The organism is Pseudomonas sp. CIP-10, from assembly GCF_020911845.1.
GTDB lineage: Bacteria > Pseudomonadota > Gammaproteobacteria > Pseudomonadales > Pseudomonadaceae > Aquipseudomonas > Aquipseudomonas alloputida.
In genome coordinates this window covers 1,333,583-1,357,500 of record NZ_CP087160.1, presented here as the reverse complement: position 1 = coordinate 1,357,500, position 23,918 = coordinate 1,333,583, and the positions used below count along the sequence as shown (strand labels likewise).

21 protein-coding genes (1 of these 21 cut by a window edge) are annotated in these 23,918 nt (G+C 61.7%); 10 read left to right on the top strand and 11 right to left on the bottom strand.

Annotation, left to right across the window (positions count from 1 at the left end; genetic code table 11):
- The 3 genes from LMH93_RS06100 to LMH93_RS06090 all read left to right on the top strand — a co-directional run.
- Positions 1 to 818 carry the 3' portion of a formate/nitrite transporter family protein gene (locus LMH93_RS06100; protein ID WP_012051438.1) on the top strand. Its footprint begins 79 nt before the window's first position, so the window shows 818 of its 897 coding nt (coding positions 80-897); the start codon falls outside the window, past its left edge; it ends in the stop codon at positions 816 to 818.
- A gap of 281 nt (positions 819 to 1,099) precedes the next feature.
- Positions 1,100 to 2,173, top strand: a complete 1,074-nt coding sequence (locus tag LMH93_RS06095) for a diguanylate cyclase (protein WP_230064926.1) — start codon at positions 1,100 to 1,102, stop codon at positions 2,171 to 2,173.
- A gap of 51 nt (positions 2,174 to 2,224) precedes the next feature.
- The gene (locus LMH93_RS06090) at positions 2,225 to 4,810 is read left to right on the top strand and encodes a bifunctional diguanylate cyclase/phosphodiesterase (protein WP_108191744.1); all 2,586 of its coding nucleotides are present in this window, start codon (positions 2,225 to 2,227) and stop codon (positions 4,808 to 4,810) included.
- Positions 4,811 to 4,824: 14 nt separating this feature from the next.
- On the opposite strand, the gene LMH93_RS06085 is transcribed toward LMH93_RS06090, so the two are convergent.
- The 8 genes from LMH93_RS06085 to LMH93_RS06055 form a co-directional block, all read right to left on the bottom strand.
- A complete protein-coding gene (locus tag LMH93_RS06085; protein ID WP_003254855.1) occupies positions 4,825 to 5,163 on the bottom strand; it encodes a DUF2025 family protein in 339 nt (112 codons plus the stop codon).
- A 222-nt stretch (positions 5,164 to 5,385) separates the two neighbouring features.
- Positions 5,386 to 6,255 carry an efflux RND transporter periplasmic adaptor subunit gene (locus tag LMH93_RS06080; RefSeq protein WP_019750623.1) on the bottom strand — a complete coding sequence of 290 codons (870 nt, stop codon included), beginning with the start codon at positions 6,253 to 6,255 and terminating at the stop codon, positions 5,386 to 5,388.
- A gap of 12 nt (positions 6,256 to 6,267) precedes the next feature.
- Positions 6,268 to 6,474 carry a DUF1656 domain-containing protein gene (locus tag LMH93_RS06075; protein WP_003254859.1) on the bottom strand — a complete coding sequence of 69 codons (207 nt, stop codon included), beginning with the start codon at positions 6,472 to 6,474 and terminating at the stop codon, positions 6,268 to 6,270.
- Positions 6,461 to 8,449, bottom strand: a complete 1,989-nt coding sequence (locus LMH93_RS06070) for an FUSC family protein (RefSeq protein WP_003254861.1) — start codon at positions 8,447 to 8,449, stop codon at positions 6,461 to 6,463. Before LMH93_RS06070 ends, LMH93_RS06075 begins: the two co-directional genes overlap by 14 nt.
- 205 nt (positions 8,450 to 8,654) lie before the next feature.
- Positions 8,655 to 8,771 carry a cytochrome c oxidase subunit CcoM gene (ccoM, locus tag LMH93_RS29690; RefSeq protein WP_003254862.1) on the bottom strand — a complete coding sequence of 39 codons (117 nt, stop codon included), beginning with the start codon at positions 8,769 to 8,771 and terminating at the stop codon, positions 8,655 to 8,657.
- Positions 8,772 to 8,906: 135 nt separating this feature from the next.
- Entirely contained in the window at positions 8,907 to 9,068 is a 162-nt protein-coding gene (locus tag LMH93_RS06065) for a hypothetical protein (RefSeq protein WP_003254864.1), read from the bottom strand.
- Positions 9,069 to 9,135: 67 nt separating this feature from the next.
- Positions 9,136 to 9,465: a hypothetical protein gene (locus tag LMH93_RS06060; protein ID WP_003254865.1), complete on the bottom strand. Its 330-nt coding sequence runs from the start codon at positions 9,463 to 9,465 to the stop codon at positions 9,136 to 9,138.
- 63 nt (positions 9,466 to 9,528) lie between these two features.
- The gene (locus tag LMH93_RS06055) at positions 9,529 to 10,224 is read right to left on the bottom strand and encodes a M949_RS01915 family surface polysaccharide biosynthesis protein (protein ID WP_230064925.1); all 696 of its coding nucleotides are present in this window, start codon (positions 10,222 to 10,224) and stop codon (positions 9,529 to 9,531) included.
- Positions 10,225 to 10,374: 150 nt separating this feature from the next.
- Here LMH93_RS06055 and rapA point away from each other — a divergent pair, with 150 nt between their 5' ends.
- Positions 10,375 to 13,221 carry an RNA polymerase-associated protein RapA gene (gene rapA, locus LMH93_RS06050; protein WP_014860081.1) on the top strand — a complete coding sequence of 949 codons (2,847 nt, stop codon included), beginning with the start codon at positions 10,375 to 10,377 and terminating at the stop codon, positions 13,219 to 13,221.
- 276 nt (positions 13,222 to 13,497) lie between these two features.
- Complete coding sequence (locus tag LMH93_RS06045; RefSeq protein WP_230064924.1) at positions 13,498 to 15,762, top strand: putative bifunctional diguanylate cyclase/phosphodiesterase; 2,265 nt, start codon at positions 13,498 to 13,500, stop codon at positions 15,760 to 15,762.
- Here the strand turns inward: LMH93_RS06045 and LMH93_RS06040 are convergent.
- Together LMH93_RS06040 and LMH93_RS06035 are read right to left on the bottom strand one after the other, a co-directional pair.
- On the bottom strand, positions 15,662 to 16,549 hold the full coding sequence (locus tag LMH93_RS06040; protein WP_003254870.1) for an NAD(P)-dependent oxidoreductase: 888 nt from the start codon (positions 16,547 to 16,549) through the stop codon (positions 15,662 to 15,664). The genes LMH93_RS06045 and LMH93_RS06040 overlap by 101 nt on opposite strands.
- Before the next feature lie 192 nt (positions 16,550 to 16,741).
- The gene (locus tag LMH93_RS06035) at positions 16,742 to 17,053 is read right to left on the bottom strand and encodes a DUF2288 domain-containing protein (protein ID WP_012051427.1); all 312 of its coding nucleotides are present in this window, start codon (positions 17,051 to 17,053) and stop codon (positions 16,742 to 16,744) included.
- Positions 17,054 to 17,413: 360 nt separating this feature from the next.
- Between LMH93_RS06035 and LMH93_RS06030 the strand changes: the two genes are divergently transcribed.
- From LMH93_RS06030 to LMH93_RS06010, 5 genes are all read left to right on the top strand, one after another.
- Entirely contained in the window at positions 17,414 to 18,529 is a 1,116-nt protein-coding gene (locus tag LMH93_RS06030; RefSeq protein ID WP_019750618.1) for a branched-chain amino acid ABC transporter substrate-binding protein, read from the top strand.
- Positions 18,530 to 18,716: 187 nt separating this feature from the next.
- Positions 18,717 to 19,640, top strand: a complete 924-nt coding sequence (gene livH / locus LMH93_RS06025) for a high-affinity branched-chain amino acid ABC transporter permease LivH (protein ID WP_003254876.1) — start codon at positions 18,717 to 18,719, stop codon at positions 19,638 to 19,640.
- Positions 19,637 to 20,893: a high-affinity branched-chain amino acid ABC transporter permease LivM gene (locus LMH93_RS06020; protein ID WP_003254877.1), complete on the top strand. Its 1,257-nt coding sequence runs from the start codon at positions 19,637 to 19,639 to the stop codon at positions 20,891 to 20,893. The genes livH and LMH93_RS06020 overlap by 4 nt, the downstream gene beginning before the upstream one ends.
- Positions 20,890 to 21,657 carry a high-affinity branched-chain amino acid ABC transporter ATP-binding protein LivG gene (livG, locus tag LMH93_RS06015; RefSeq protein ID WP_003254878.1) on the top strand — a complete coding sequence of 256 codons (768 nt, stop codon included), beginning with the start codon at positions 20,890 to 20,892 and terminating at the stop codon, positions 21,655 to 21,657. The genes LMH93_RS06020 and livG overlap by 4 nt, the downstream gene beginning before the upstream one ends.
- On the top strand, positions 21,658 to 22,359 hold the full coding sequence (locus LMH93_RS06010) for an ABC transporter ATP-binding protein (protein WP_003254879.1): 702 nt from the start codon (positions 21,658 to 21,660) through the stop codon (positions 22,357 to 22,359).
- Positions 22,360 to 22,463: 104 nt separating this feature from the next.
- Here the strand turns inward: LMH93_RS06010 and LMH93_RS06005 are convergent, their stop codons facing one another.
- A complete protein-coding gene (locus LMH93_RS06005) occupies positions 22,464 to 23,882 on the bottom strand; it encodes an IS1182 family transposase (protein WP_181726247.1) in 1,419 nt (472 codons plus the stop codon).
- Between the last annotated feature and the right edge of the window lie 36 nt (positions 23,883 to 23,918).

Below are 23,918 nucleotides of genomic sequence, written 5' to 3'. Positions count from 1 at the left end.
GGGCGGCAGTGCTGCACGAAATCATTCGCTACCAGGGCGACCAGGAGCTGGAACGTACACTTGCCGCGTTGTGGTGGTCGGCACTTGCCGCCGGCCTGTCCATGGGGCTGTCGTTGATGGCCATGGGGCTATTCTACGCCCGCCTGCCGGAAGGCGATGGTGCCCAGGTGGTCGCCAGCATCGGCTACAGTGCGGGCTTTCTTGCCGTGATCCTGGCACGCCAGCAACTGTTCACCGAAAATACGCTCACCGCCGTGCTGCCCGTCATGACCGCCCCTACGCTGGCCAACTTCGGACGACTGCTACGCCTCTGGGGCGTGGTGTTGTTTGGCAACCTGGCAGGCACCCTGCTGGTAGCCTGGGTGATGCTGGAACTGCCGATCTTCGACAGCAAGACCGATGTGGCATTCCTGGAGGTCGGTCGCAAGGTAATGAAGAACGACATCAGCCAGATGTTCGCCAAGGGCATAGTCTCAGGCTGGATGATTGCCACCATGGTCTGGATGATCCCTTCAATGGAGCACGCCAAGATCTGGATCATTCTGATGATCACCTACCTGATGGCCCTTGGCGATTTCACTCATATAGTGGTGGGGTCAGTCGAAGTGTCCTACCTGGTGTGGGCTGGCGACGAAACCTGGAGCCGTTTCTGGCTGGAATTTGCACTGCCGACGCTGGCGGGCAACATCATCGGTGGCAGTTTCATCTTCGCCTTGATCAGCCATGCGCAAGTGCGCAGTGACAGTGGCAAACCACCCTCGCGGCTTCTGAACGACGACCAGCCCCAGTCCGCGCGCAGCAGACATGAGCCAAAATGATACTCAGCGTGTCGCTACGGTGAGCTCATGCCCCTGGCCCTGCTTACTCATGGGCCAGGGCTACACATCCGTTCTGCCCGCCATGCGGTGACTCCAGGTTAACCCGCTCCCGTCCGCGGCGCGCCCAGTCGCACCTGAGCCTGGTTATCGACGGCCCACCACAGTGATCGAATCAACCGTGAATTGGCTTGTAAGGTCATTTCTCGCCGATGTAACACTGTTCAACAATATTCATCCGAATTATGCGATGAACGGTACACCGGCAGAAGAAGATCAGCATTATGGACAATCGCATCGGCAAAGGGCTTTCATTCGTCAAGCGCATCTACCTGCCGCGGGTCATTGGCCTGGGAATCGGCCTGTTCACTGTCATGGCGGCGATTGCGCCGCTGTCGCCCCCCTCCTGGACATGGCTGCTAGTACTGTTCAATGGTTTGCTGTGGCCGCACGTGGCCTACCAGTGGGCTGCCCGCTCGACAACGCCTTACCAGGCGGAACAGCGCAACCTTCTGCTGGACTCGCTGATGGGCGGGTTCTGGACTGCCGCCATGCACTTCAACCCGCTACCCAGCGTGACCGTGCTGTCGATGATGACGATGAACAACGTCGCCGCCGGCGGCAAGCGCATGGTCTTTCGCGGAGCGCTGGCGCAACTGGCTGGCATGCTCACCGCCATCCTGCTGCTTGGCCCTGGCTTGCAATTGATCGCCACGCCCCTGCAGGTCTATGCGTGCCTGCCCATGCTGGCGCTGTACCCACTGGCCTTGGGCTGGGTGTGCTACCAGCTTGCGATCAAGCTGGGCGACCACAAGCGCCGGCTGAGCGCCCTGAGCCTCACCGACAGCCTGACCGGGCTGTTCAACCACGGCGCCTGGAAGGACCTGCTGCAGCTCAAGTTCCAGGCGTGCAAGCAGCGACAGGAGCACGCGGTGATTGCCCTGATCGACATCGATCACTTCAAGACCATCAACGACACCTTTGGCCATGTGGTCGGCGACTGTGTACTGCGCCAGCTCAGCGCTGAGCTGCGGCGCAGTTTGCGCGAGGGCGACCAGGCCGGGCGTTACGGCGGCGACGAATTCTGCGTGATCCTGCCCGAAATCAGTGAAGCCCAGGCCTGCCAAGTCATGGAGCGTCTGCGCGAGCGGGTTTCCAGCTACCGCAACCCACAGTTACCGCACCTGCGCATCAGCCTGAGTATCGGCCTGTCACCCTTCGAGGCCAACCTCGAGTCCCCCGAACACTGGCTCGAACAGGCAGACAAGGCGCTGTACATCGCCAAGCACGCTGGCCGCGATCAGGTCAATTTTGCCCGCAGTGAAGCTGCCGCGCTCAGGCTGGCCTATTCTGATTGAACCTCCTTCCTGACTGCCTGGCGGGAGGTTGCCTGAAGGAGCCGCTCGCGCATGGCCAGGACCGCCAAGCTTCCACCCGCTAGCCCCACACCGCGCTTTCAGGTGCGCCACCTCATTGCCGGTTTCAGCGCAGTGTTCGGCCTGGCTTGCCTGGTCATTCTCGGCGCTCTGTTCAATATCGCCAGTACACTCGACCAACAGGAGCGCCAGCGTAGCGCCTTCCATGCGAACCAGGCGCTGGAACAACGGCTGCTCGCCTCGCGCCAGTTTCTGTCCAGCTATGCCGTATGGGATGCAGCCTTCGAGCACTTGTCGGGCCAAGCCGACTGGCAATGGGCCTACGAGGAAAAAAACATAGGCGAGTCGCTGTACAGCGCCAGCGGCTACGAAGGGGTGTTCGTAGTGGAAAACGACCGCACCACCTATGCCTTGTTCAAAGGCCAGCCCAGCCAGGCAGGTGCCAACACCTATATAGACACACCGCTGCAACCGATCATCGAACAAGCCCGCGCAGCGGCAGTTTCACGCGAGCAGATCACCCGTTTCGTGCTGTTCAATGGCTGGCCGGCCGCACTCAGTGCAGCAGCCGTGCGCCCGGACCGGGAGGTTACCGACAGCGAGGTGAGCCAAGCGCCAGTGATGCTGTTCATTGACCAGCTCACCGAAAGCAAACTGGCGCAGTTGGGCAACGGCGCCGGCCTGACGGGCATGCACGTGGAAAAGGAGGATATGCAGGATCACAGCCACCTGCGCATCGACCTGGGCAACACCGGCTACCATCTGACCTGGAACAGCCCACTGCCGGGGCGTCAGATGCTGCGGGCAGTATTGCCAGCACTGTTGTGCGCACTACTGATACTTGGCCTGGTGATGCTGTACCTGTTCCGTCATGCCTTGCGCAGCTCCCGGGCAATCGGCCTCACGCTCGTGCATCTGCAACAAAGCAACCAGGCCCTGGAGGCCAGCGAGCAGCGTTTCCGCGCGGTGGCCGAGTCGGCATCCGACTGGATCTGGGAAACCGACCGGCAACAACGCCTGACCTACCTGTCGCAACGCTTCGCCAACGTCACCGGCTACCCGGTAGACGGCTGGCTGGGCCACCCGCTCAACCAGTTGCTGGCCTGCGATACCACGCCGCTGTCACCTTGGCTCGACGCCCTGGCAACCGCCGACCCGCAGCAACTGGCCAACCTGCGCTGCACTTACCGCGACCAGAATGGCCAGAACCGCTACTGCCGGATATCCGCCCGCGCTATCTGGCGCGATGGCAAGGCCATCGGTTTTCGGGGTACCGCCAGTGATATCACCGACGAAGTCGACGCCCACGCGCGCATCCAGCATCTTTCGCTGCACGACCCACTGACCGGGCTGGCCAACCGCAACAAACTCGCCCGGCACTTGGAGCAGGCCTTGTTGCGCGGCAGTGACTCGCCGCCGCTGACCTTGTTGCTGCTGGACCTGGACAACTTCAAGCCGATCAACGACTCGCTCGGTCATGCCGCCGGAGATGCCGTGCTGCAAGAAGTGGCAACGCGCCTGCGCGACACCACCCGCGATGGCGACCTGGTCGCGCGTCTGGGCGGCGACGAGTTCATCCTGGTACTCAGCGGCATGGACAACAGCAGCGAGATCGACCGCTTCTGTGCGCGCCTGATCGGCCTGCTGCAGCAACCCATCGTCTTCGAAAGCCAGCCGCTGCACATCGGTGCCAGCATTGGCGTTGCCCAGACGCGTAACCAGGGCTTCGATGCAGGTGAGCTGATCCGCTGCGCCGACATCGCCCTGTACCAGGCCAAGGCCGATGGAAAGAACACATGGCGCTACTTCGTTGCCGAAATGAACCAGCAGATCCAGTACCGCCGCCAGCTGGAGAACGACCTGCGCCGGGCCCTGCGCAATGAGGAGTTCGAGTTGCATTACCAGCCGCGCTACCGCCTCGACGACCTGCGTATCGTCGCGGTCGAGGCCTTGGTGCGCTGGCGGCATCCACAGGAAGGGTTACTGGGGCCGGACACCTTCATTCCGTTGGCCGAGCAGAGCGACATCATTGTTGCGCTGGGCCGCTGGGTGCTTCGCGAAGCTTGCCGCACTGCCCATGACTGGCCAGCCGACGTGCTGGTTTCGGTCAACCTGTCGCCTGCGCAGTTCTTGCGCAGCGATGTGGTAGCCGACGTGCGCGAAATTTTGCTCGACACGGCCTTCCCCGCCCAGCGGTTGGAACTGGAGATTACCGAGAACGTGATGCTCAACGACATCGAGGGCGCGCTAGGCACCATGCTGTCGCTCAAGGAGCTAGGGGTGCGCCTGAACATGGATGATTTCGGCACCGGCTATTCGTCGTTGGGCTACCTGCGTACTTACCCGTTCGACAGCATCAAGATCGACAAACGCTTCATCAGCGGCCTGAACAACAACGGCGGCAGCGACCGCGCTGTGGTCCAGGCCATCATCAACCTGGGTGAGGCGATGGGGCTGACAGTGACAGCCGAAGGCGTGGAAAGCGAACATCAACTCAAGGCGCTGGAAAACGATCGCTGCCATGAAGTGCAAGGCTATTACCTGAGCATGCCCCTGGACAGCGCCGGATTGGCGGCGTTGTTGCACCAAACCTCCCAAAGCACTGCACAGCCCTTGTAGACGCGGCCTTGCTCCTAAACAGACTGGGTGTGCTGCTGCAGGCTGCGCTGCGCCACGATTTCGGGCAGATCACAGCGGCGCAGGTAGGCGCGCAGCGGTTCACCAATGTTCAAGCGGTCATCCACATGCTGATCCAGCAACAGCGACAGCCGTTCGCGGCACAACGCCATGCGCTGCCCTTGCTCGGGCCGCCAGACAAACTCGCTGCAGGGGGTGATACTGGCGTCGGCCACGTCCATGCCGAACGCGTCCTCGGAGAAACGCACGATATGAACACCGCGCTTGCCGTGAAAACCGACAAAGCCCTTTAGCTGATCGGCGGCGTTGCAGATATCCTGGGAAGTGATGGCCATGACGTAACCTCGCAATGAAATCGGAAGATACGCACGCCTGGCGGAAGAAGGGTTGCCTCTGTCGGGCAACTCACAGCGGCAGCCTAACGCAACTGGCGGGCCGTTCGCCAAATTTTTTCGTGCCAGCCCAACGTCGTCGACGAACTCAAGCTGTACTGCCTTCACCACACGACCCGGCTGTACCGCTTCGACCGTTACATCTCTGTCTATTGGGCAGCACCATCACTGCGGGTCGCGGTCCTCATGCACTTGCACACTCGCCGTCATACCCGCACTCAAGGTCAGCCCTTCCGGCACCTGATCCAGGCGAATCCTCACAGGTATGCGCTGGGCCAGTCGTACCCAGTTGAAGGTCGGCTCTACCTCCGGCAGCAACTGGCTGTCCGGGTTGCTGTTGCGGTCGGTGATGCCGCGGCTGATGCTCTCCACGTGCCCCTGCATCGGTTCACCCGTGCCCATCAGCCACACCTTCACAGTGTCCCCAACGCGAATGCGCGGCAGCTTGGTTTCCTCGAAATAGGCCTGGATGTAGAACGTCGAATCATCCACCAGCGCCATCACCGATTCCCCGGTGTTCACATAATTGCCTTCGGCCAGACGCAGATTGGTGATATGCCCGCTGCGCGGTGCCCGCACCTCACTGCGCGCCAGGTTGATCTTGGCCACCTGCAACTGCGCCTCGGCCTCATGCAACTCGCCACGCGCGATGGCGGCATTGATCTGGGCGTTTTCACGCAACTCGGCACTGATCGCCTCTGGCCCCAAGGCAGTACGCCGGGCTGCTTCACGCTCGCGCAAGCGCAATTGCTGGGCGCGGGTCTCGGTCACCGCGCTGGCCTGATCGAACGCGGCCTGGAAGCGCTCGCGGTCAATGCTCATCAACAGGTCGCCAGCCTTGACCTGCTGGTTGTCATGAACCTTGAGTTCGCGAACCCAGCCAGACACGTCAGGCGCAATCACCACCACATCGGCGCGCACACGGGCATCGCGCGTCCATGGGGTGAGCATGTAGTACTGCCACAGCTGGTAGCCGGCCAACACGGCCAGGGCCACCACACACAGGGTCACCAGAATACGTACGGCCGCACGCATCGAAACACTCCTTTATAAAGTTCCCAGCAGGCGTACCACTAGGAACAACACACAGACGAACAGCGCTGCGTCGAACAGCGCTTCATGCCAGATCCAGCGCCCCAACGGTGTGGCCTGCACCACCAGGCGCAGCAGGCCGGTGAGCAGCAGCGCCAACAACACATAAAGCAGAAACGGGCTGAGCAGCACACCGCCCACTTCCCACTCACGCAAACCCATGGGTGTCCTCCTGCCAGCGGCACCATTTGCCCCAGCTTTTCTGCAATTGCAGCACCGCCCCCTCGGCCAGCCGCAGCGGGTCGCTGGCTGGCAACCGACGCAAGGCTGCAATGAACTGCTCACTGGCAGCATCCAGCCGCTGCCCACGCCCGGCAGCCGGCCCTTTGGCCAGCACTGCCTCCACGTGTTGCAGGTACTCGCGCTCGGCCCGCCCCAAAGGGGCCTGGGCGACCGCCAGGCACATGCGCAGGTGCACCAGTTCGTCGCCGATATCCAGCCCGTGCAGGCCGTCATCCCAGCGTTTGCGTTCGCCTTCCGGTAATTCACTGGCATGCCGCGCCAGTTGCATCAGCCGGTCGGCCATGCGCCCGCCAAACCAGCTGTCAGCCCCGCGCAGGTCGCGCCGGGTCAGGCGCACCAAGTCGTTCTGCGTTGCAGCACGCAAGCGCCGGCCCAGCCAGGCCGGGTGGCGGAACACCAGCAAGCGGAAGGCCATGACCGCTGCCGACACCCCCACCAGCATGGCCAAGGCACTGTTCAACATGGTCGCCACGCCGAACTGCATGGCGTTGAGCGGCGACACCAGCACAATGAAGTGCAGGCAATAGGAAGTGGCCGTAGCCCCGGTACGCGGATGGGCCATGCCCAGTGCACCAAGAAACAGTGGCACGCCCATGCCCAGGCAGAGCATGGCGAAACTGCTCCATTGCGGCAGCATGATCTGCCCGACCAGAAACGCCGCCGGTATCGCCAGGAATATCCCGCGCAGAAAACTCAGGCCGATCTGTGCGCCGTTTTCGCGACTGGCGAACAGGCTGCAGACCACGCAGGTCAGCACCAGGCCACCCGGTGCCGAAGGCCAGGCCGTGGCCAGCCAGAAACCACTCATTACCAGGAAGGCCAGCGCACTGCGCGAGCCGAACAGCAAGGCCAGCGACCAGTCTCGGTGCACGGCCAGCCCCTGGGACACGTCCTTGGGCGCCCTGCCCGCCTCCACATCCTCAAGTGCCTGGCTGGCGGCCATGGCATAGTCCAATAGCAGGGCCATGCGCGCCAGGCAGAAGTGCTCCGCCGAACTGATCTGCTCGTCGTGTGCGGCATCCCAGATACGCTGACGCAACAACAACAGGCTGGGCTGGTCGGGTTGGTCGAGCAGCGTACGCACTTCCTGCAACCAAGGCGTCAGGTGCTCGACCTCACACTCATCCAGTTGCCGCCACTGGCGGCGCACCGAACGGGAAATACGCAACAGCACCAGCAGTTTCTGGCTAAGGCCACGAATGGCACGGGCACGTTGGCGCCCGCGATTGCCCTCGAACCAGGCATGTTCACGTTGGCTGTCGATGGCAACGATGCGTCCCAGGCTTTCCAGCAGGCCCTTGCGCGCCTCGTCCTCTCCGCCCAGCATGGCTCTGGCGGCCTGCAGGCCGTTCTGCCAGGCCTGCCGTGCCTGCCCGCCCAGTTGCTGCTCGACCCGCATGGGCCAGAGCAAGGCACTGCTGGCTGTTGCACAAAAAATACCCAGGCAGATCTCGGTACAGCGCGCCACGGCCTGGTCGAATACCTGCAGGGGGTGGTCAATGGCCGGCAAGGCAATGATCGCTGCGGTGTAGCCGGCCAGCACGAAAGCATAGGCCCAGGCGCTGCGCAACTGGGTGGACGCGGCGGTACACAGGGCCAGCCACAGCGCCAAGGCAAGCAGGAACAGCCCGGGGGTCTGGGCGAACAGGCCGATGAACAGCACTGACATGACTGTGCCGACCAACGTGCCGGCCAACCGCGCCAAGCCTTTCTGCACCACCATGCCCGATAGCGGCTGGGCGACGATGAAAGCAGTCATCAATGCCCAGGAGGGTTGCTCCAGCCCCCAGCGCATCGCCAGCCACAGCGCCAGGCCGCCACCGAGCAGGGTCTTGATGGCAAACTTGAGGGCGAGGCTGCTGGGCGCGAACAGGGCCTGAAAGGTGATGGGCACGAGGCGGACCTTGCGGGGAAAAGTCTTGCTGAAAAGATAGACAATGATGAGCAGAATAAAGCGGAAACGATTAATTAGCTAGCTAATCATGTATATGCGATGGGCCTGCACCGAGAGGGACAGCTCAGGCAATAAAAAATGCAGGCAAAAAAAATGGGCGACCGAAGTCGCCCTAAATGCCTTGCGTGCTCGTGTACCCGGAAGGTCAGCGCGGCTTGCGCTTGTTCGAGTCCTTCCAGATGAAAATGCCCAGACCGGCAAAGAAGGCGACCATCAGCCCGACCGTTACCACACCGGCGATAACCACGTTGTCGAAGAACATGCTGGCCTCCCCATTCGTTTGCCGTTGTCCGATGGGTACACGTTAACCAATGTGGCGGCGGGGAAAATTGATCAGTGTCAATGGTGCCCGAGGCCGGGCACGCGAGGGGGGCGCAGGGTTGACCTGCGTCAAGTTTCAACGCTTCTTAGGTTTGCCCTTGGGCTTCTTTTTCTTGCTGGTACTCAAAGGCAGGGCCTGCTCGAAAGCATTGCGCATTTCGTTCAGCCGCTTTTCCTTGAGGTCGTGGACGCGCTTGGCACGTTCGGCATCGAAATCGATGAGGTTGTCTTGGCTCATGGGTGGGCTCGACGATCAACAGAGAATTGCATGATGAAGCCAGGCGCAGGCGCTGACCAGCCCCGTATCAGACTTCGATGTCCACCAGCAGTCCTTGGCGTACATGCTCGCCCATCAATGGCGCTACCGGCACGGTATTGTCGGCATTGACCTCGTCACCCGGGACGGCATCGTAGCGTTCCTGCTCGCCCTTATTGCGGCGTTGCTGCTGGCGGCGCTGTTCATCGCGCAGCAACAATACCTGCTCCTGCGGGTCGCGCTGGCGCTTGAGGTCAATGGCACTTTCGCCGGACGCAGGCTGCGTCGGCACCACCGGCTTGATATCGGGGGTTGGCTTGACCGGGTCCTGTTGCGAGGTGACCGGGGCGGCACTGAGCGGAATGATCGGCGGCAGCATGGACGTTCTCCTATGCCCCCTGTATCGGCAGGCGCAGCTTTACCTTGATGTCATGGACAACATTTACTCGGCTTCGTCACCCGGCTCGTCGTCGACTGGCGGACTGGCCTCGCTCCAGGGCCGCTTGTACACCTGTTGCCAAACCGCATCCATATGATCGCGTAACACCTGCGGCGCGGCTTTCAGCGAAGCGCTGTCCTCGCGCTCACCACCGATCGGCTCCTCGCCCGCCGGGGTGATCAGCGACTGGCCGGTAATGGTGTAACTGGCCTGCCCTTCACGCATCTCGATGGCGATGTCATGCGGGTCGATACCGCCGCCGCAGAACGCATGGCTGGCCACCGTTATCTCGGCCACCCCATTCTTGTTCAGGTCGCTCACATCACTGACGTCATTATAGAAGTCCACGTCCAGGTCCAGCCCCGGGCAGGTCGTTTCCTGCTCGACCTGCCAACGCGCCTTGAAGGTGTCGTTCTGGGCCGTGCGCCCGTACAAGGTGGCCTTGAGCACCACCTTGTCCACTTCCTGTTCGCTTTCCAGGTCGCTGGCCTGGCCATCGCTGCGGCTCAGGACCAACAGCCCTTCGCCGTCACTGTCACGAAAGTGCACGCTCTTTATCGGCGTCTGCACGCCCAGTACCTCAAGCTGCTCCATCGGAATGGGGGGCAATGTCTCAAAGTTTTTCTGCTCGCAGGCGCTCAGCAGCACCAGGCTGCCCACGGCCATCGAAGCGCTGATCCAGCGGTGCTTGGCAGACATGTTGATCCGGGGCCCTCATCGGCGGCGCTGTGCAGGGCGATGAAACGACTAGACTATGCCTTTCGATACCTTTCGGTGCTCTCGGCACTTTGGTCTGACCGGCCGATCCGTTAACATAATCGGCTTTTTCATCGCGGGAGTTCAGGCAGTATGGCGCAGCAGTATCAACCGGGGCAACGCTGGATCAGCGACAGCGAAGCAGAGCTCGGCCTGGGTACCATCCTGGCGCAGGATGGCCGCCTGTTGACCGTGCTCTACCCGGCCACTGGCGACACCCGCCAGTATTCCCTGCGCAATGCGCCGCTGACCCGCGTGCGCTTCTCGCCAGGTGACCAGATCACCCACTTCGAAGGCTGGAAGCTGACCGTACGCGAAGTCGAGGACATCGACGGGCTGATGGTCTACCACGGCCTGGACGGGCAGAACCAGCCTCGCACCCTGCCCGAAACCCAGTTGTCGAACTTCATTCAGTTCCGCCTGGCCAGCGACCGCCTGTTCGCCGGGCAGATAGACCCACTGTCGTGGTTCAGCCTGCGCTACAACACCCTGCAGCACACCAGTAAGCAGATGCAATCGGCACTGTGGGGGTTGGGCGGCTGCCGTGCACAGCCCATCGCCCACCAACTGCACATTGCCCGCGAAGTCGCCGACCGCAGCGCCCCGCGCGTTCTGCTGGCCGACGAAGTGGGCCTGGGCAAAACCATCGAAGCCGGCCTGGTCATTCACCGCCAGCTGCTGTCGGGTCGCGCCAGCCGCGTACTGATCCTGGTGCCGGAAAACCTCCAGCACCAGTGGCTGGTGGAAATGCGCCGGCGCTTCAATCTGCAAGTGGCGCTGTTCGACGCCGAGCGCTTCATCGAAAGCGACGCCAGCAACCCGTTCGAGGATGCCCAACTGGCGTTGGTTGCCCTGGAGTGGCTGGTCGACGACGAAAAGGCCCAGGACGCACTGTTTGCCGCTGGCTGGGACCTGATGGTCGTCGACGAAGCCCACCACCTGGTCTGGCACGAAGACCAGGTCAGCGCCGAATACGGCCTGGTCGAGCAACTGGCCCAAGTGATTCCGGGCGTACTGCTGCTCACCGCCACCCCCGAGCAGCTGGGCCAGGACAGCCACTTCGCCCGCCTGCGCCTGCTCGACCCCAACCGTTTTCACGACCTGGCCGCTTTCCGCGCAGAAAGCGAGCACTACCGCCCGGTAGCCGAGGCGGTGCAGGAACTGCTCGACGAGGGCCGTCTGTCACCCAAGGCCCACGCCACCATCCTGGGCTTCCTGGGTGCCGAAGGCGAAGCCCTGCTGGCTGCAGTCAGCGACGGCGACACCCAGGCCAGCGCGCGGCTGATTCGCGAGCTGCTGGATCGCCACGGCACCGGCCGCGTGCTGTTCCGTAACACCCGTGCGGCGATCCAGGGCTTCCCCGAGCGCCAGTTGCACCCCTACCCGCTGCCCACGCCCGAGCAATACCGCGACCTGCCAGCCGGCGAGCATGCCGAGCTGTACCCGGAAGTTGCCTTCCAGGCCCAGGGTGAAGTGGCCGATGACGAGCGCTGGTGGCGTTTCGACCCACGCGTCGACTGGCTGATCGACACCCTGAAGATGCTCAAGCGCACCAAAGTGCTGGTGATCTGCGCCCACGCCGAAACCGCCATGGACCTGGAGGACGCCCTGCGCGTGCGCTCCGGCATCCCGGCCTCGGTGTTCCATGAAGGCATGAGCATCCTCGAGCGCGACCGTGCCGCTGCCTACTTTGCCGATGAAGAGTTTGGCGCCCAGGTCCTGATCTGCTCGGAAATCGGCAGCGAAGGCCGCAACTTCCAGTTCGCTCATCACCTGGTGATGTTCGACCTGCCAGCGCACCCCGACCTGCTCGAACAGCGCATCGGCCGCCTTGACCGGATCGGCCAGAAGCACACTATCCAGTTGCACATCCCGTACCTGCAGGACAGCCCGCAAGAGCGCCTGTTCCAGTGGTACCACGAAGGGCTCAACGCCTTCCTCAACACCTGCCCCACCGGCAATGCCCTGCAGCACCAGTTCGGCCCACGCCTGCTGCCGCTGTTGGAAGGCGGCGATCACAAGGCCTGGGATACCCTGGTGGCCGACGCCCGCAGCGAGCGCGAGCGCCTGGAAGCCGAACTGCACACTGGCCGTGACCGCCTGCTGGAGCTCAACTCCGGCGGAGCCGGCGAAGGTCAGGCGCTGGTCGAGGCCATTCTCGAACAGGACGACCAGTTCGCCCTGCCGATCTACATGGAAACCCTGTTCGACGCTTTCGGCATCGACAGCGAAGACCATTCCGAGAACGCACTGATCCTAAAGCCGAGCGAGAAGATGCTCGATGCCAGCTTCCCGCTGGGCGACGATGAAGGCGTGACCATCACCTATGACCGTGGCCAGGCGCTGTCACGCGAGGACATGCAGTTCCTCACCTGGGAGCACCCGATGGTGCAGGGTGGCATGGATCTGGTGCTGTCAGGCTCGATGGGCAACACCGCCGTGGCGTTGATCAAGAACAAAGCGCTCAAACCAGGCACCGTACTGCTTGAACTGCTGTTCGTCAGCGAGGTGGTGGCACCCCGCAGCCTGCAACTGGGCCGCTACCTGCCGCCGGCGGCACTGCGCTGCCTGCTCGACGCCAATGGCAACGACCTGGCGTCACGCGTGGCCTTCGAAACCCTCAACGACCAGCTCGAGAGCGTACCGCGCGCCAGCGCCAACAAGTTCGTCCAGGCCCAGCGCGATGTGCTGGCCAAGCGTATCAGTGGCGGCGAGGAGAAGATCCTGCCGGCCCACAACGAGCGCGTGGCCGAAGCCCAGCGCCGCCTGACAGCCGAGGCCGACGAAGAGCTGGCGCGCCTGGTGGCATTGCAAGCGGTCAACCCAAGTGTGCGTGACAGCGAAATCGACGCCCTGCGCAAGCGGCGCGAAGATGGCCTGGCAATGCTGGAGAAGGCCGCCCTGCGCCTGGAAGCCATTCGCGTGCTGGTGGCTGGCTAACGCAGGCCCCGCGCCCTTGTGGGAGCGGGCACGCCCGCGAACACCGGCGAAGCCGGTGGCATCCACCGCAGTGGATGCTTCGCGGGCTCGCCCGCTCCCACAGGAAGGCATCAGGGCCCCAAATTTATTCCTCACTGCGATTGGAGTTATAACCAAATCGTAGAAATCATTGTGCCATTAGTCAGGAAGGCGTAAGCACTCCTTCCTATACTGCCTCTGGACAGTCTGCACAGGGTTGTAGCGCAGACGAGTGAAAACTCGATCAAGAGGCATTCCATGGAATGGCTGGGGCTGCAACTGTTCGCCGATCTTCCCGCAACCGGGCGCATCGTCATCGACTGCCGTCATGAACCGCTCTTGGTTCTGCTCGCCTATTTCGTTGCTTGCGCGGCCTGTTTCGCCACCCTCGACATGGCCGAGCGCCAGTCCCACAGCGACGACCCCACCGCCCACCGGCAATGGAACATGCTTGGAGCTTGCTGCCTGGCAGGCGGCATATGGGCCATGCACTTCATCAGCATGCTGGCCTTTCGGGCCCCGGTGGACGTGCACTACGACGTATCCCTGACCATTCTTTCGCTGCTCATCGCACTGGGCGTGGCCTGGCTGGCCATGCACAGCCTCGAACGCAGCAAGATGCGCGCGCACCACTTCGTGCTGAGCGCAGGGCTGATCGGCCTGGGCATCATCCTCATGCATTTTGTCGGCATGGCCGCGATGGAAACGGGTGCCCGCCAGTACTACCAAACCGGCTTGCTACTTGCCTCTGCCGCCATTGCCCTGCTCACCGCCCTGACCTCGCTGTACCTGGCCCGCTACTTGCGCAATGGCAGCGGCACCCTGTACCAGGCCATGAAGTACGGCGCCAGCCTGCTGATGGCGGGCGGCATCGTCGCCACTCATTTCACCGCGATGTCGGCCATGACCTTGATCATCCCTGCCGATACCGCACTGCGCCTGCCGTCTGGCGACAACAGCCTGCAGCTGGGACTGGGCATCGGCTTCATCACCCTGCTGATCAGTGGCGCCAGCATCAGCGCCGCACTGGCCGACAAGAAGCTGCAAAGCAAGGAGCACGACCTGCGCCGGGTCAGCGTACTGCTCAGCCAACTGGACCAGGCCCGCGCTTCGCTGCAGCAGGCGGCGCACTATGATGCCCTGACCAACCTGCTCAACCGCCGCGGATTCAACCAGGTGTTCGCCGAGCGCCTGGTCGAAACTCAGGCCAGCGAAAACCGCCTGGCCGTGATGTTTCTCGACATCGACCATTTCAAGCGTATCAACGACAGCCTTGGCCACGATGCCGGTGACGAGCTGCTCAAGGTGATCGCCCACCACATCAAGGCCGCTACCCGCAGCCACGACCTGGTTGCGCGTTTTGGTGGCGACGAGTTCTGTGTGGTCACCAGCCTGAACAGCCGCGACGAAGCCCGCCACCTGGCCCAGCGCATCATGCAACGGATGAAAGAACCCATCGACCTGGGCGGGCGGCGCATGGTCATGACCACCAGCATTGGTATAAGTATCTTCCCGGACGATGGCAGCACAGCCGAAGAGCTGCTCAAGCATGCCGACCTGGCCCTCTACCAATCCAAGGACAACGGGCGCAACAGCCTGAATTTCTTCAATGACAGCCTGAAGGCTCGCGCGTCGATCGCCTTGCAACTGGAAGAAGAGCTGCGCCTGGCCCTGCTCGAGGAGCGCGGGCTGTGTGTGCACTACCAGCCGATCTTCGACCTGCGCAGCGGGCAAGTGGCCAAACTGGAAGCGCTGGTACGCTGGCAGCATCCTCAACACGGCCTGCTCGGGCCCGACCGTTTTGTCGGCATTGCCGAAGCCAACGGCCTGATCATCGACCTGGACCTGTGGGTGCTGCGCCATGCCTGTGCCGACCTGGCCCACTTGCAGCGCCACGGCTACGGCGAGGTCCAGGTCACGGTCAATTGCTCGGCAGTCACCCTCAGCCACGACGAACTGCCTAAGGAAGTAGAAAAGGCGCTGTTCCACGCCGCCCTTGCGCCGCGCCACCTGGAGCTGGAGGTGACCGAGAACGCCCTGGTGGGCGATATCCAGCGCACGGTCAGCCTGCTCAAACGCGTCAGGGCTTTGGGGGTGGCACTTTCGATCGATGATTTTGGTACCGGCTACTCGTCACTGGCTTACCTCAAGCGCCTGCCGCTGGATGTGCTGAAGATCGATCGCACCTTCCTGCAGGATGTACCGGGCAGCCAGAAAGACCGGGAAATTGTCCAGGCGATCATCGCCATGGCGCATACCCTGCACCTGCGGGTAGTCAGCGAGGGCGTGGAAACCGCCGAACAGCAGGCGTTCCTCGAAAGCCATGGCTGCGACTACCTGCAGGGCTACCTGTTGGGGCGCCCCGTACCGCTGGCCGAGTTGCGCCCACTGCTGGAGCGGTTGCAGCGCCAGAGCAGCCGGATCACACCTTGTTGCGGTACAGCTCAACCAGGGTCGCCGGATCTTTTTGCAGGTAACCCTGGCTACCGTGCAAGCGCATCAGTTGCGCGGCAAGGCCACTGAGCGGCGTCGCCGAGCCTTGCTCGCGGGAAAACTTGACCGCGCCATCGAGGTCCTTGAGCAGCGTGCGTACGTGCCACTTGATTGGCTCGAAGCGACTCTCGGCCATTTGCGGCGCAAGAATCTGCAATGGCTTGGAATCGGCAAAGCCACCCGCCAGCGCCTCAGCGATCAGCGTCGCGTCCACGCCCGACTGTTCGGCCAGTGCCACCACTTCTGCAATTACCAGGGCATTGCACGCGACGATCATCTGGTTGCACGCCTTGGTCACCTGCCCCGTGCCTACCGCGCCCATATGCGTCACGCGCTGACCAAGCACCTCCAGCACCGGGCGTGCACGCTGCAGATCGGCCGCTTCACCGCCCACCATGATCGCCAGCGTGCCCGCTTCGGCACCGGGCGTACCGCCAGAGACAGGTGCATCCAGCCAGGCCATGCCGCACAGTGCTGCCAGTTCGGCAGCCATTTCACGGGTGGCGGTGGGTTCCAGGCTAGAGAAATCGATCAGCAACTGGCCGCTGCGCCCGCCCTGGGCAATGCCTTGCTCGCCAAACACCACCTCACGCACCACCGCCGTGTCGGCCAGGCACAGTAGTACCATGTCGCTGTCACGGCACAATTCGGCCGGGCTGCTGGCCAGGCGCGCGCCAGCAGCGACCAGTGCGGCGCACTTGTCCGGGCTGCGGTTCCATACCGTCAGCGGATAACCCGCTGCCAGCAGGCGGCGGCACATGGGCAGGCCCATCAGGCCGATGCCGGCGAATCCAAGCGAAGGTAGTGCAGTGCTCATCGATAAACTCCTGACTGATTCGAACATTTCCCAGGCGGGCTACGATTCCGTTGGCGCCTGGCAGAACGGCGGCCACATTACGCATCCCGTAAACTGTTACCGCCACGCCGAATTGTTACTTCCCTCTACCCGCCTTGATCGCTTTCAAGCACCAAAACGGAGCTGATGCGTATTTTTGCGCACCAAAAAAGATCACGCTTCTTCCTGGCCCTTCACCTGTATCACGATGAACGGCGAAACCACCACCGCCCAGATCTCTGGGTCGCGGCTTTGCAGGTCCAATGCCTGCTCGGCCGATACCGGCCCAACAGTGCCATCACTACGCCACTTGGCGAAGATCTCGCTGCGATTCTCGGCCATCGCCTCAGCAACGGCGATCAGGTCAAGGCTAGGGTCGACCCAAATCAGGTCACCCTTGGCCCAAAAACGCTCCAGCGCTTTCCACTCGATGATTGCCGTCTCGCCAAGCAATTTGGCATAGAGGGTGCTTGTTTGATCAGTCATGGGTGGTATCCGCAAAAAATCGGTCAATAAAAAAGGCCGGCATTTTTGCAGAAAAACCCGGTTTCAAATATGTAATTTGGTCGATTGACCCCGAAGTTGTGGGACGGGGTCGCAGATGCAGGCAGTTTGATGGCGCCTTTCTGTATCTTTCTGTCGACCAAGCGACAACGCAGGAAAGACGCACTTTTCGACCGCTTTTCAAGCGCTCGAACAGCGCTCTACACTGTACCGGTACAGTTCCGGGACATGTTCCGGGGGAAGGTGGGCTAGCGCGTTGGCATGGCCACGCCGCAAATCCCGCCCGGTCTGTAGCCCTGGCCGCCAGGACTATAAGAATTACAACAGAATGAGTGGAGCACTATGATCAAGATTTCCAAGCTGTTCGCCGCAATGGTACTGGCCGGGGTAGCCAGCCATTCGTTTGCCGCCGATACCATCAAGATCGGCATCGCCGGTCCCAAGACGGGTCCTGTGACCCAGTACGGCGACATGCAGTTCATCGGCGCCAAGCAAGCCATCAAGGATATCAACGCCGCGGGCGGCGTGGATGGCAAGATGCTCGAAGCCAAGGAATACGACGACGCCTGCGACCCTAAACAGGCCGTGGCAGTCGCCAACAAAGTGGTCAACGACGGCGTCAAGTTCGTGGTCGGCCACCTGTGCTCCAGCTCCACCCAGCCTGCGTCCGACATCTACGAAGACGAAGGCGTGATCATGATCACCCCGGCCGCCACTTCGCCGGAAATCACCGCCCGTGGCTACAAGCTGATCTTCCGCACCATCGGCCTGGACAGCGCCCAGGGCCCGGCCGCCGGCAACTACATCGCCGACCACGTCAAGCCGAAGGTCGTTGCCGTCCTGCACGACAAGCAGCAGTACGGTGAAGGCATCGCCACCGCCGTCAAGCAAACCCTTGAGAAGAAAGGCACCAAGGTTGCCGTCTTTGAAGGCCTGAATGCCGGTGACAAGGACTTCTCCTCGATCATCCAGAAGCTCAAGCAGAACAATGTCGACTTCGTCTACTACGGCGGCTATCACCCAGAGCTGGGCCTGATCCTGCGCCAGGCTCAGGAAAAAGGCCTGAAAGCCAAGTTCATGGGTCCGGAAGGCGTGGGTAACGACTCCATTTCGCAGATCGCCCAGAACGCTTCCGAAGGCCTGCTGGTCACCCTGCCGAAATCGTTCGACGCAGACCCTGAGAACAAGGCCATCGTCGACGCCATCAAGGCTGACGGCAAGGACCCGAGCGGCCCGTTCGTGTTCCCGGCCTACTCGGCTGTGGAGCTGATCGCCAAAGGTATCGAAGCGGCCAAGTCCGAAGACACCGACAAGGTGGCAGCCGCCATCCACGCCGGTTCCTTCAAGACCCCGACCGGCACCCTGTCGTACGACGAGAAAGGCGACCTGAAAGACTTCAAGTTCGTGGTCTACGAATGGCACTTCGGCAAGCCGAAGACTGAAGTCTCCCCTCAGTAACTGCGTGACTAAATAGCTGACCGTAAAAGCCCACTGTGCGAGCAGTGGGCTTTGTTTTACGAGGTTCATGGGCCCGATCCCCGCGATCCGGGGGCAGGCTCACCTGAAAATCTTAAAACCGTCACCCGCGGTTTCCTGGCCTTACCCCCGCCAGCGAAATGCAAATCAGGTTTTTAGGAGCGCTGTAATGCCTGAGATCTACCATTTCTTCCAACAACTGGTTAATGGATTGACCATCGGCAGCACCTATGCCTTGATCGCCATCGGCTACACGATGGTGTACGGCATCATTGGCATGATCAACTTCGCCCACGGCGAGGTGTACATGATCGGTTCCTACGTGGCCTTCATTGCCCTGGCGGGCCTGGCCATGATGGGTATCCATTCGCTGCCGATCCTGATGACCGTCGCCTTCGTCGCGACGATCTTCGTCACCAGTGCCTATGGCTACAGCATCGAACGGGTTGCCTACCGCCCCCTGCGCAACAGCAACCGTCTGATCCCGCTGATTTCCGCCATCGGCATGTCGATTTTCCTGCAGAACACGGTCTTGCTTTCGCAGGACTCCAAGGACAAGTCCATCCCCAACCTGATCCCCGGGAGTTTCTCCTTCGGGCCAGGCGGTGCTGAAGAAGTACTGATCAGCTACATGCAAGTCCTGGTGTTCGTTGTCACCCTGGTGGCCATGACCCTGCTCACCCTGTTCATCTCTCGTTCCCGCCTGGGCCGCGCCTGCCGCGCCTGTGCCGAGGACATCAAGATGGCCAACCTGCTGGGCATCAACACCAACAACATCATCGCCCTCACCTTCGTCATCGGTGCCGCCCTGGCTGCCGTGGCGGCCGTGCTGCTGAGCATGCAGTACGGGGTGATCAACCCCAACGCCGGTTTCCTGGTGGGCCTGAAGGCTTTCACCGCGGCGGTACTGGGTGGCATCGGCAGCATCCCGGGCGCCATGCTCGGCGGGCTGGTGCTGGGCGTGGCCGAAGCGTTCGGTGCCGATATCTTCGGCGACCAGTACAAGGACGTGGTGGCATTCGGCTTGTTGGTTCTTGTCCTGCTATTCCGGCCGACCGGCATCCTGGGCCGCCCGGAGGTTGAAAAAGTATGAACAGAAATCTCAAACAGGCGTTCTTCAGCGCCTTGCTGGTCTGGGCCGTGGCCTTCCCGGTACTGGGCCTGAAACTGAGCATCGACGGCATCAGCCTGGTCGTGCACAGTCAGGGCTCGTTCACCATCAGCATCATCGCCGTGTGTTCCGTGCTGATGTTCCTGCGCGTGTTGTTCGACAAGCAGTGGAGTTCGGTGATGGGCCGCCGATCGGATCGCAAGCTGATCCCCCCGGCAGTCAGCAACTACCTCACCCTGCCCAAGACCCAGCGCTACGTCATCATCGGGTTGATCGTGATGGCACTGGTATGGCCGTTCTTCGGCTCTCGCGGTGCGGTCGACATCGCCACGCTGATCCTGATCTACGTGTTGCTGGGCCTGGGCCTGAACATCGTGGTCGGCCTGGCGGGCCTGCTCGACCTCGGCTACGTAGGCTTCTATGCCGTCGGTGCCTACAGCTACGCCATGCTCTCGCATTACCTGGGCTGGAGCTTCTGGGTGTGCCTGCCGATTGCCGGCCTGATGGCTGCCACCTTCGGCTTCCTGCTCGGCTTCCCGGTGTTGCGCCTGCGTGGGGACTACCTGGCGATCGTGACCCTCGGTTTCGGTGAGATCATCCGCCTGTTCCTGCGTAACCTCACCGATTGGACCGGCGGCCCCAACGGCATCAGCAACATCCCCAAGCCGGAGTTCTTCGGCCTGACCTTCGAACGCCGTGCGGCCGAGGGCATGCAGACCTTCCACGAGTTCTTCGGGCTGCAATACAACTCGATCAACAAGGTCATCTTCCTGTACCTGGTGGCCCTGCTGCTGGCCCTGCTGGCGTTGTTCGTGATCAACCGCCTGCTGCGCATGCCGATCGGCCGTGCCTGGGAAGCCCTGCGTGAAGACGAGATCGCCTGCCGTGCACTGGGCCTGAACCCGACCGTGATCAAGCTCTCGGCATTCACCCTGGGTGCCTGCTTTGCCGGTTTCGCCGGCAGCTTCTTCGCCGCGCGCCAAGGCCTGGTGACGCCGGAGTCGTTCACCTTCATCGAGTCGGCGATCATCCTCGCCATCGTCGTGCTGGGTGGCATGGGCTCACAACTGGGCGTGATTCTCGCGGCCATCGTGATGATCCTGCTGCCTGAGCTGATGCGTGAGTTCAGCGAATACCGCATGCTGATGTTCGGTGCGCTGATGGTGTTGATGATGATCTGGCGTCCGCAAGGCCTGCTGCCTATGCAACGTCCACACATGGAGCTGCGTCGATGAGCCGCGAAATTCTGCAAGTCAGCGGCCTGAGCATGCGCTTCGGCGGCTTGTTGGCGGTCAACGGCGTGGCCCTGACCGTCAAGGAAAAACAGGTGGTGGCGTTGATCGGCCCGAACGGCGCCGGCAAGACCACCGTGTTCAACTGCCTGACCGGCTTCTACAAGCCCAGCGGCGGTACCATCCTGCTCGATGGCCAGCCGATTCAGGGCCTGGCCGGCCACCAGATCGCCCGCAAGGGCGTGGTGCGGACCTTCCAGAACGTGCGGCTGTTCAAGGAAATGACCGCACTGGAAAACCTGCTGATCGCCCAGCACCGCCACCTCAACACCAACTTCTTCGCCGGCCTGTTCAAGACACCGAGCTTCCGCCGCAGCGAGAAGGAGGCCATGGAACGCGCGCAGTACTGGCTGGAGAAGGTCAACCTGACCGAGTTCGCCAACCGTACGGCCGGCACCCTCGCCTACGGGCAGCAACGCCGCCTCGAAATCGCCCGCTGCATGATGACCCAGCCACGCATCATCATGCTCGATGAACCGGCAGCCGGCCTGAACCCGAAGGAAACCGAAGACCTCAAGGCTCTGATCGCCTACCTGCGTGAGTCGCACAACGTCACCGTGCTGCTGATCGAGCACGACATGAAGCTGGTGATGAGCATTTCCGACCATATCGTGGTGATCAACCAGGGTACCCCCCTGGCCCATGGCACGCCGGAGGAGATCCGCGACAACCCTGACGTGATCAAAGCCTACCTGGGGGAAGCGTAAATGCTGAAGTTCGAAAACGTTTCCACTTTCTACGGCAAGATCCAGGCGCTGCACAGCGTCAACGTGGAGATCAACCAGGGCGAGATCGTCACCCTGATCGGCGCCAACGGTGCCGGCAAGTCGACCTTGCTGATGACCCTGTGCGGCTCGCCGCAGGCGCACAGCGGCAGCATCAAGTACCTGGGTGAAGAGCTGGTCGGCCAGCCGTCCTCGCACATCATGCGCAAAAGCATCGCGGTAGTGCCGGAAGGCCGTCGCGTGTTCGCTCGCCTGACGGTCGAGGAAAACCTGGCCATGGGCGGTTTCTTCACCGACAAGGGCGACTATCAGGAGCAACTGGACAAGGTCCTGCAACTGTTCCCGCGCCTGAAAGAGCGTTACATCCAGCGCGGCGGCACCATGTCCGGTGGCGAGCAGCAGATGCTGGCCATCGGCCGGGCGCTGATGAGCAAGCCCAAGCTGCTGCTGCTCGACGAGCCTTCGCTGGGCCTGGCGCCGATCATCATCCAGCAGATCTTCGACATCATCGAACAGCTGCGCCGCGATGGCGTGACGGTGTTCCTGGTGGAGCAGAACGCCAACCAGGCGCTGAAGATCGCTGACCGGGCGTATGTGCTGGAGAACGGTCGGGTGGTGATGCAGGGCACCGGTGAGGCACTGCTGACCGACCCGAAGGTGCGCGATGCCTACCTGGGGGGTTGAATGAAAAAGGGCCTTCGCAGATTGTGTGAAAACACACTGATAGGTCCTAGACCAAACGCCCCGACTTGTTCGGGGCGTTTGTTTTTGTGCTGAAAAAAGGCTCCTCAGCCCATCAACTGCATCATTTTCTTGGTACCCAGTACGCTGATCGCCCGCTTGAGGTTGTATGCGGTCACGGCCAAGGCCATTTCGGCTCTCGTCCCTTCGAGTTGCCGTAGCAAGAACCGTCCGTTCCCAAATAGCCATTGTTTGAGATTACCAAACGGGTGCTCCACGATGGATCTGCGTCGTTCCATCATCTCTGGATGCAGTTGCATCCGCTTCGTCATTCGTTCAAAGGCTTCTTCTTGTGCGTGACGCGAGACGTAGCGGCGCTTGGCCGTCGTACATTGGGCTTTCAGCGCACATCCAGCGCAGTCGCTGATTGCTGCCTGGTAGATCCGGTCGCCTTTGTAACGCTGCTTCAGGGTTAGCCACTGGCCTGCTGGACATTGGTACCGATCGTGGTCAGAGTCGTAGGTAAAGTCTTGGCGTTCGAACAATGCCTCTCCGCCTGGGTTCGAGGTTCGGTTTGGCGGCACGTAAGCGGTAATGGAGGCTTCCTCACACGCCTGGAACTGTTGGCCGTTTGAGTAGCCCATGTCCGCAGTCACGGTCAGAGCGTCTTGCCCAAGTTCGGCTTTGGCTGCTTTAGCCATGGGTTCGAGCTGCTTACGGTCATCACCCTCTTGCGTCACCTCGTGATGCAAAATCAGGCAGTGTTCTGCGTCGACGGCAGTCTGCACGTTATAGGCAACACGCGCCCCCTTGGGCGTGCGCATCATCCGGGCATCGTTTTCGTGCGTGTTGAACTGCTCCAGCCCCATCGATTTCATCAAGGCTTGGCAACTGCGATTGTCTTGCTGCTTGGCCTCAAGTTTCGCCAGGGCCGCCTTGATCGCAGTGCGATCTATCACTTGCTCGCCCTCAGACTTGTCTGCGGCATCCAGGTCCGCCAGGTATTGGGCAATCCGCTTCTCCAGCTTCTCGTCCTGACGCTTGAGCTGGTTCAAGTTCAGGTGGCGTCGCGCGGAAGCGACTGCCTGAAACTTGCTCCCGTCGATGGCAACCAAGTCACCGGCAATCAAACCGGCAGCTCGGCAGAACTGTACAAAGGCTCGGCATGTCGCGACGAACGCAGCTTTGTTGTTCTTGCGGAAGTCGGCGATGGTTTTGAAGTCGGGTTTGAGCCGATTGATCAGCCACATCACTTCGATGTTGCGCTGGCATTCGGCTTCCAGGCGCCGGGACGAGCGAATGCGCTGGAAGTAACCATAAAGGTAGAGCTTTAGGTGATCGGCGGGGTCGTACGCGGGGCGCCCGGTGGCCTTGGGCTGAGTTTTCTCAAAGCCGAGTTGACCCAGATCCAGCTTGGCGACATACAGATCAATGACCCGTACGAGGTGATCTTCAGGGATCAATTCCTCCAACGAGACCGGGAACAGGCTGGTCTGGCTGCGGGACTCTCCTTGTATGTAGGCCATAACGAAAAATGCTCCATATCTTTCGATACGGAGCAT

Excerpts from the sequence above, each read along its gene's own strand:
- LMH93_RS06040 (WP_003254870.1), bottom strand. The coding sequence starts at position 16,549 with ATGAGCACTGCACTACCTTCGCTTGGATTCGCCGGCATCGGCCTGATG.
- LMH93_RS06060 (WP_003254865.1), bottom strand. The coding sequence starts at position 9,465 with ATGCTGCCGCCGATCATTCCGCTCAGTGCCGCCCCGGTCACCTCGCAA.
- ccoM (WP_003254862.1), bottom strand. The coding sequence starts at position 8,771 with ATGTTCTTCGACAACGTGGTTATCGCCGGTGTGGTAACGGTCGGGCTG.
- LMH93_RS06085 (WP_003254855.1), bottom strand. The coding sequence starts at position 5,163 with ATGGCCATCACTTCCCAGGATATCTGCAACGCCGCCGATCAGCTAAAG.
- LMH93_RS06065 (WP_003254864.1), bottom strand. The coding sequence starts at position 9,068 with ATGAGCCAAGACAACCTCATCGATTTCGATGCCGAACGTGCCAAGCGC.
- LMH93_RS06090 (WP_108191744.1), top strand. The coding sequence starts at position 2,225 with ATGGCCAGGACCGCCAAGCTTCCACCCGCTAGCCCCACACCGCGCTTT.
- livH (WP_003254876.1), top strand. The coding sequence starts at position 18,717 with ATGCCTGAGATCTACCATTTCTTCCAACAACTGGTTAATGGATTGACC.
- LMH93_RS06005 (WP_181726247.1), bottom strand. The coding sequence starts at position 23,882 with ATGGCCTACATACAAGGAGAGTCCCGCAGCCAGACCAGCCTGTTCCCG.
- LMH93_RS06055 (WP_230064925.1), bottom strand. The coding sequence starts at position 10,224 with ATGTCTGCCAAGCACCGCTGGATCAGCGCTTCGATGGCCGTGGGCAGC.
- LMH93_RS06035 (WP_012051427.1), bottom strand. The coding sequence starts at position 17,053 with ATGACTGATCAAACAAGCACCCTCTATGCCAAATTGCTTGGCGAGACG.
- livG (WP_003254878.1), top strand. The coding sequence starts at position 20,890 with ATGAGCCGCGAAATTCTGCAAGTCAGCGGCCTGAGCATGCGCTTCGGC.
- rapA (WP_014860081.1), top strand. The coding sequence starts at position 10,375 with ATGGCGCAGCAGTATCAACCGGGGCAACGCTGGATCAGCGACAGCGAA.
- LMH93_RS06080 (WP_019750623.1), bottom strand. The coding sequence starts at position 6,255 with ATGCGTGCGGCCGTACGTATTCTGGTGACCCTGTGTGTGGTGGCCCTG.
- LMH93_RS06010 (WP_003254879.1), top strand. The coding sequence starts at position 21,658 with ATGCTGAAGTTCGAAAACGTTTCCACTTTCTACGGCAAGATCCAGGCG.
- LMH93_RS06075 (WP_003254859.1), bottom strand. The coding sequence starts at position 6,474 with ATGGGTTTGCGTGAGTGGGAAGTGGGCGGTGTGCTGCTCAGCCCGTTT.
- LMH93_RS06095 (WP_230064926.1), top strand. The coding sequence starts at position 1,100 with ATGGACAATCGCATCGGCAAAGGGCTTTCATTCGTCAAGCGCATCTAC.
- LMH93_RS06045 (WP_230064924.1), top strand. The coding sequence starts at position 13,498 with ATGGAATGGCTGGGGCTGCAACTGTTCGCCGATCTTCCCGCAACCGGG.
- LMH93_RS06030 (WP_019750618.1), top strand. The coding sequence starts at position 17,414 with ATGATCAAGATTTCCAAGCTGTTCGCCGCAATGGTACTGGCCGGGGTA.
- LMH93_RS06020 (WP_003254877.1), top strand. The coding sequence starts at position 19,637 with ATGAACAGAAATCTCAAACAGGCGTTCTTCAGCGCCTTGCTGGTCTGG.